This is a genomic window from Colwellia sp. BRX10-9, assembly GCF_014077405.1.
GTDB lineage: Bacteria > Pseudomonadota > Gammaproteobacteria > Enterobacterales > Alteromonadaceae > Colwellia_A.
Genome location: NZ_JACGVV010000064.1, coordinates 1 through 6,352 on the forward strand (window position 1 = coordinate 1; position 6,352 = coordinate 6,352).

Below are 6,352 nucleotides of genomic sequence, written 5' to 3' on the forward strand. Positions count from 1 at the left end.
TAATAGCAACAAAAATACACAAGAGCCATACTAGCCAAAATATTACACTATTAAACCAAAACGAATGTACTAGAAAATCGTAGACTGGAAAAGTAACAAATTCGGCTAACCAATTTATTGTATTTGAACCAAATACTTTCTCAGCGACAATCATTAACTCGCCACCTTTAGGGTGGAAAAAACTAATAGCTCCTCGGACAATAACTGGAAATAGGAATATTGAACAAACAGCTAAAACTAATCTCCTCACGTTAAATTTATCTCCAAGATTTTGGTAAGCCTAACGCCCCATTAAGAGGCTTTTAATTGTTGGTTAAAATGTGAGCGAAGCGGAACCTAACCCACTGTTAAAAGTCCTGCTTGAATGGCTTGTTAGGAGCCTACTTATAAATATCTGGGCATTCTTCAATAGCCCATTTACTATCTTTTGGATTCACTGAAATGCTTGAAAGTGCATATTTTCGTATGCCTGTTATAGGCTCAATTATATCGAAAAACCAAATACGCCCATGTGCGGCAGAGAAACCTTTATTTTTATCATACATCATATTATTAGGTGTAATACATTGCACTAAAGATCGAATAGAATGAATAAAAATAGAATCATATTTTTCTTTTAAATCATCGTAATCTTTTACCTTTAGCCAACGAAATCTAACATTCCCTTCAGGAGCGACATAGGTTTCAGGCAAGCTAATATTAAAGGGGTAAGACACAATTGAATTTAACAATTTAATATCATTAGTTTCAAGTGACTTTTTGAGAATGCTTAAAACTGGAGAAAACTTTAATAAAGCGTCTTCTCTCGAATATGCCTCATAATCTTCTGCAAAAGTATTAGCTGTATAGAATAGTATAAAAATAGTTAAATATACTCTCAACTTTTCTAGGCTCCTAACGCCTCGTTAAGAGGCAAAAAATTGTTGGCTAAAATTAGCGACGAAGGAGCAAAAGCCAACTGTTTTTTGTCCTTTTAAACGACTTGCTATAAGTAAATTAGCGCTCACCAGTTCTTTTTTTAAACATACCGGCGATACCTGCACCACTACCAATAGCAAAAGCCGATCCTAGTATTATCTTTACCAAATCAAATTGCTTCATCAACATTGCAGTCATAACCAAGATGAAAATAAGAAAGACAACACCAAACAAAACTATTACAGATCTTTTGTGTTGCTTATCATCTAAAGTGGATTCTAGCTTTTCTTGCTCCGCTTTATCTGAAAAATAAGATTCTGCTGTTTCAAAACCTTTTTCAGCGATCATTTCAACAGTTTGAGCAATTTGTTCTATGTGCTTCATTCGAACATTTAATTGTTCAATATTATGAGGTAAATCTAATTCTACTTCTGACAACTTATTATCTGGCACAAAACTTCCTTTTACTTATAACGCCTTACTAAGCGGCGCGAAATTGTTGGCTAAAATTGCGAGGAACGAAGCTAGCCAACTGTTTAGCGTCCGTTTGAGTAACTTGTTATACGTTTAATCGTGCCAAACGCTAGATTTCATGAAAGTACAAAATTGGGATAAATTAAACTTACTTTTATTGGCATCCTTTTTAAGAATGTAACCCTCTATTATTTTCATTGAATTAGGCACGGTCATCCATTCATATACATTATCACTTTTACTGATAATACCTTGGAGTTTATTTAGAGCTAATTCTGCATTCTTTTGAGTATAGTGAGATTCAGGAATTCTCATGTCGGGTTCTATGTTTTCATTTGTTGGACATAAATCTTTAGCCATAGATGAAAATGGGATTAATAAGATAATCACAATAATTGAATATTTCACCAAACCTCCTGAAACGTATAACGCCCCATTAAGCGGCAAAAAATTGTTGGTTAAAATGTTGAACGGAGTGAAAACAACCAACTGTTTTTTGTCCGTTTGAATGCCTTGTTAGCGAGCTTTTACACCGCGCCAATTTGAACCTAATACATAAAAACTATAAAGATAAATTAGAGGCCAAATAACTGCAATTATAATTGAAAGTATTTTACTTTTATTTTTAAAGCAATGAATAAAAGAACATACCCATAGATAAAATGTTGAGGTTAACGAGAGATATAAAAATGCTAGTTCCAAAAAGTGCATTTCCTCTCCGTCGAGACCTGAATCTATTACTCGAGGATCACCGATGTAATTTAATAAAACTAAATATGCCCAAATCGAAAGACTCAGAGCTAGAATTATTAGTAGTGACTTAGAATTCAAGAACAGCTTCATAAAGCTCGCTAACGCCGTTTTAAGCGGCAAATTACAGTTGGCTAAAATAAGTGAGGCACGAACAAAAAGCCAACTGTAATTTGTCCGGCTTGAAAACCCTTGTTAGGTGTTTATTCCACCGAAACTATTTTAATAGATGTTAAGCACTCTGATGTAAAGCCAAGTGGTTCTAAACTATACCTGACACCTTGAACTCCTCTTTTTTTAGGCAAACTATACCCTTTCATTACTTCTAAGGTGTTCATATTAAACCTAATAGTATATTCAATATTTTGATTGTCGGGAGTTATAGTCATATTTAAATATGGTGGTAAACGCGTTAAATTATGATACCAAGAACTTGATATATCCAATGAATACATAAATGTACTATTATCTCCAAAATACTTTTAAAGGCACTCTGGCATAATTAATTTTTTATCTGCAATTTGAAGAGTTAATGATTTACGATCAAATGATGCAGGTTCATATTTCTGCGGAAGACCAATTAAAACTCCATCATCTTGGATTTTAACCCCAGTATCTTTATGAGCAAATAAAAAAGAACTATAAAATATCGATAATACTATCAAAGTTAACCGCATTCTGAAAACACCTAACGCCTTGCTAAGCGGAAAATAACGGTTGGTTATAATCGTGAAGCGATGGCCAACTGTTATTTTTCCGTTTGAGCAACTTGTTAAATTGCATTACCACGATGTAGAGAAAAGTAACATAAGTCCGTATTGAGTTGTTTCTTTATAACGAATAACCGTTTCATTCCCGGGTAATGCTTTATTTTCAGAGACCCCATCACCTAGAGTCTGCACATTTGGGTCCGCAACAACGCCAAGTCCAATATTCCAGCTACTTGTTTTATCCGCTTTTTTCCAGCCCATCATATAACCAATTGCAACTGAATTGATAATTTCATCACTTCCAGGTTGCACTGCTACGAATGGTCCGTGGTTGAAACCAAAATCACTATCTCTAAAAAAGTAATGACCTTCTAATACTAATCTCGGTATGCCATTTTCTTCATCTGTAACTCTAACTAATCCATCAACAACTTCTGCACTTTTAATCCGATCATGACTTCCAAGATCCATTGTAAAGGATAATCCAGCTCCAAACCCAAAGTCACCTATTGATGTTGACTTAGATTCATCTTCGGCGGCCATAGAAACAGAAGAAGTTAATGTTAAAATAAAGAGAGTTAATACGTAGGTAGTTTTCATTTGTATATCCTTATAAATTATAGTTAATCCAGTTAATTTATAGGACATATTCAAAATAAAGCCATGAATCTTGATTATTGTATGAAGACTCTGCTTAGTATGATTGCAATTTAACGCCCCATTAAGAGGCAAATAATAGTTGGCTAAAATAAGCGACGAAGGAGCAAATAGCCAGCTGTTATTTGTCCTGCTTGAATGGCTTGTTATGTGGCAGTTTTACCGCTATAAATTTTATATACAAAAAACAACATTAGCAAAGCAAACAAGTTTAAACCTAAGCCAGTTGGATTACTAAATGTTTGCTGTAAACCACTGTCGTTTCGCAAAAAATAATGAACTGGGAATGCAAAACTCGCAACAAACTTAACACTAAAGGATTCACTGTATATGAAAACCAATTGAATAAAATAAAACACTGTTAGTAACCTTTTAGCCATTTGAGGAAATTTACCCAAAAAACAAAATATAGCTCCAACTAAACCAACAGTTAAAAATAAGATATGTAACACACCAAGTTGACCATTCAAGAATGAAGTATAAAGCTCCCAACCACTTAAGATGAAGGTCACTAAGCCAAGTAAATAAAATTTCAAATGAACCACAAATACCTCTTTTAATTCACCAAACCTGAAAGCCACATAACGCCCGCTTAAGCGGAAAAATATAGTTGGCTAAAATGTTGAACGGAGTGAAAACAGCCAACTGTATTTTTTCCGTTTGAAGCGCTTGTTAGCACTCGTTTACCTGAAGTTTTTTCTGATGCTATTGATATAACTTAAATTAGTAGGGCATTGATTAGAAGGCATGATCAAACTTTTTACACCAAACACTAAGCCAGCTCCAGCTACACCAGCGATCAATGGAGCCATACCTATAAAAGAAGAAACTCCGGCACTTCCCAAACCTGCGCCAACAATACCTGAAAAATCAGTATTGATTACATTTTTTAAATGAGTTGTAACTCGTTTTACACCTGACTCTTTTAAAGTTTTATCAATATCTCTTATTGCTAACTCAACACGAGCCATTTGCGTATTTCTTGCTCGAGGAACATCTTTAGAGCTAAGTATTTTTTCGTTAATCTCATCCATGTGGCATCGAAAAGCAGTGAGTTCATCTCGTCTCTTTTCTTTGAACTCTAAAATGTCAGCTAAAGGAGTATTAATGCTTGGTACAGGTAACATATCGTATAACTCAACTTCTACACCAATGCTTATACTCTGCTGTGTATAAAATGGAATATCAGTCAATTGAGCAATTGTCCAACAACCTGGCTCTTCTTCTTGGTTTTTTCTAAAAGCAGCTTCTTGAGCTGCTATAAAAAATTCACCTTTTCCTGAATTGACAGTACCTTGAAAAGAAACGTGAGTTCGTTTCAAGTTTCCAGTTTGTTCCAGATATTCAATATCAGGTGAGGAAATATGAACAAGCATATTTGAGGGATAATCAATTTCATCCCAATACATAAGATATTTTCTTAATTCAAGAGGGTCTGGTGATCCACCGCATCTTATTCCACCAGTATAAATAGGTGTAAAAGGTGGTGAGACTACAATTCCTTTTTTAATCATCCTAACCTCTGACTAGAGTGCTAACGCTTACTTAAGCGGAAAAATATTGTTGGCTAAAATGTGAACGGAGTGAAACAGCCAACTGTATTTTTTCCGTTTGAAGTTCTTGTTAGCTTTAAGTGTACGATGCCAAAATACCAGCTAAATACCCTTTAGCAAAAGCAGTTTGCACACTTTTATGACGAACAGTGCCTGCTTGACTATTTGGTAATGAATCGAAGCTAATATTTACAGATGCCGATTTTGAAAGACCAATAGAATAGCCTTGCTCATACGCACAACCTGCACATTTATGACGACCATTAAATTTACTTTGATCGTCAGGGAGTAATTCAAATTCAGTGTTATACCTGTGCTCTTGTTGACATTCACTCATAATAATTTCCTTTTAGTTGATGATGATGCAAATACTATTTTTAAAGCTAACGCCACGTTAAGCGGCAAAAAATTGTTGGCTAAAATTGTGAACGGAGTGAAACAGCCAACTGTTTTTTGTCCGTTTGAACGCCTTGTTATGTGTATGATAACCAAGCACTATTATGACAACATTAATTTAAAGAGTAACCAAAACTTTTAGGACTTTTAAGTATTTCTGTAACCGTAGATTTTGCAGTTTCGTTAGATAGTTCACAAACCTCTAAAATCTTAATCGCTACCTCTTTGTTGCCTGAAACTATCGCTTGATCAAAACTATCCATTTTCTTTAGAGCGAACAGTCTTTCGTTTACAGTCATTCCATCCAAAAACTCCATATTTGCAGACTTCCTAGATACACATAACGCCCCATTAAGAGGCAAATAATGGTTGGCTAAAATAGGCGACGAAGGAGCAAATAGCCAACTGTTATTTGTCCTGCTTGAATGGCTTGTTATATGGCAGATCTACCAAAAGCGCCACCATGCTTTTTTACTTGGAAAGTTAAGAAGTTTAACGTTGTCGTAGCAAACACCACAAAGAATTTTTACGTTTGAAAACTCTTCTGCCTCACCTTCCCACTCACCATTTTTATTTACTAAATCTTCGCACTCCGAACACCACGCATCTGGTCTAGGATTTTCTGGTTGCTCAATTGACCACCAAAAACCTCTAGATTGGCCATCTTTCAGGCTCTCGACCGTATGTTGACATACATAAGTTTCCTGCTGCTTTCCATGTTCAAAACATTCAATATACTCTATTTCATCAGCCATACTTTAGTGCCATATAACGCCCCACTAAGAGGCAAATAATAGTTGGTTATAATAGAGAGCGAAGCGAACAAAACCAACTGTTATTTGTCCTGCTTGAGTGGCTTGTTATGTTGCAGCTTGCCCGCTACCTTCGAGTACA

At 35.2% G+C, this 6,352-nt stretch carries 11 protein-coding genes; all 11 read right to left on the reverse strand.

Annotation, left to right across the window (positions count from 1 at the left end; translation table 11 throughout):
• Positions 1-250, reverse strand: a 250-nt coding sequence (locus H4J69_RS19970) for a hypothetical protein (protein WP_220467918.1), incomplete at its 3' end; no start/stop codon positions are given.
• 130 nt (positions 251-380) lie between these two features.
• Positions 381-881, reverse strand: coding sequence for a hypothetical protein (locus tag H4J69_RS19235; RefSeq protein ID WP_182223012.1), 501 nt, complete (start codon positions 879-881; stop codon positions 381-383).
• Between the two features lie 115 nt (positions 882-996).
• Positions 997-1,371: a hypothetical protein gene (locus H4J69_RS19240; RefSeq protein WP_182245149.1), complete on the reverse strand. Its 375-nt coding sequence runs from the start codon at positions 1,369-1,371 to the stop codon at positions 997-999.
• Between the two features lie 114 nt (positions 1,372-1,485).
• Entirely contained in the window at positions 1,486-1,800 is a 315-nt protein-coding gene (locus H4J69_RS19245) for a hypothetical protein (protein ID WP_182245148.1), read from the reverse strand.
• 824 nt (positions 1,801-2,624) lie between these two features.
• Positions 2,625-2,819 (reverse strand): hypothetical protein, encoded by a 195-nt coding sequence (locus H4J69_RS19250; protein WP_182245147.1) that lies wholly within the window; start codon positions 2,817-2,819, stop codon positions 2,625-2,627.
• A 105-nt stretch (positions 2,820-2,924) separates the two neighbouring features.
• Entirely contained in the window at positions 2,925-3,452 is a 528-nt protein-coding gene (locus H4J69_RS19255; RefSeq protein WP_182176873.1) for a hypothetical protein, read from the reverse strand.
• Between the two features lie 203 nt (positions 3,453-3,655).
• Positions 3,656-4,090: a hypothetical protein gene (locus H4J69_RS19260; RefSeq protein ID WP_182245146.1), complete on the reverse strand. Its 435-nt coding sequence runs from the start codon at positions 4,088-4,090 to the stop codon at positions 3,656-3,658.
• Between the two features lie 102 nt (positions 4,091-4,192).
• Complete coding sequence (locus H4J69_RS19265; protein ID WP_182245145.1) at positions 4,193-5,023, reverse strand: DUF6236 family protein; 831 nt, start codon at positions 5,021-5,023, stop codon at positions 4,193-4,195.
• Between the two features lie 115 nt (positions 5,024-5,138).
• On the reverse strand, positions 5,139-5,399 hold the full coding sequence (locus H4J69_RS19270) for a hypothetical protein (RefSeq protein WP_182245144.1): 261 nt from the start codon (positions 5,397-5,399) through the stop codon (positions 5,139-5,141).
• A 172-nt stretch (positions 5,400-5,571) separates the two neighbouring features.
• Complete coding sequence (locus H4J69_RS19275) at positions 5,572-5,775, reverse strand: hypothetical protein (protein ID WP_182224295.1); 204 nt, start codon at positions 5,773-5,775, stop codon at positions 5,572-5,574.
• 129 nt (positions 5,776-5,904) lie between these two features.
• The gene (locus tag H4J69_RS19280) at positions 5,905-6,213 is read right to left on the reverse strand and encodes a hypothetical protein (protein ID WP_182245143.1); all 309 of its coding nucleotides are present in this window, start codon (positions 6,211-6,213) and stop codon (positions 5,905-5,907) included.
• Between the last annotated feature and the right edge of the window lie 139 nt (positions 6,214-6,352).

Bases quoted from the DNA above. Each gene is read 5' to 3' on its own strand.
- H4J69_RS19250 (WP_182245147.1), bottom strand. From the start codon at position 2,819: ATGCGGTTAACTTTGATAGTATTATCGATATTTTATAGTTCTTTTTTA.
- H4J69_RS19265 (WP_182245145.1), bottom strand. From the start codon at position 5,023: ATGATTAAAAAAGGAATTGTAGTCTCACCACCTTTTACACCTATTTAT.
- H4J69_RS19270 (WP_182245144.1), bottom strand. From the start codon at position 5,399: ATGAGTGAATGTCAACAAGAGCACAGGTATAACACTGAATTTGAATTA.
- H4J69_RS19280 (WP_182245143.1), bottom strand. From the start codon at position 6,213: ATGGCTGATGAAATAGAGTATATTGAATGTTTTGAACATGGAAAGCAG.
- H4J69_RS19275 (WP_182224295.1), bottom strand. From the start codon at position 5,775: ATGGAGTTTTTGGATGGAATGACTGTAAACGAAAGACTGTTCGCTCTA.
- H4J69_RS19255 (WP_182176873.1), bottom strand. From the start codon at position 3,452: ATGAAAACTACCTACGTATTAACTCTCTTTATTTTAACATTAACTTCT.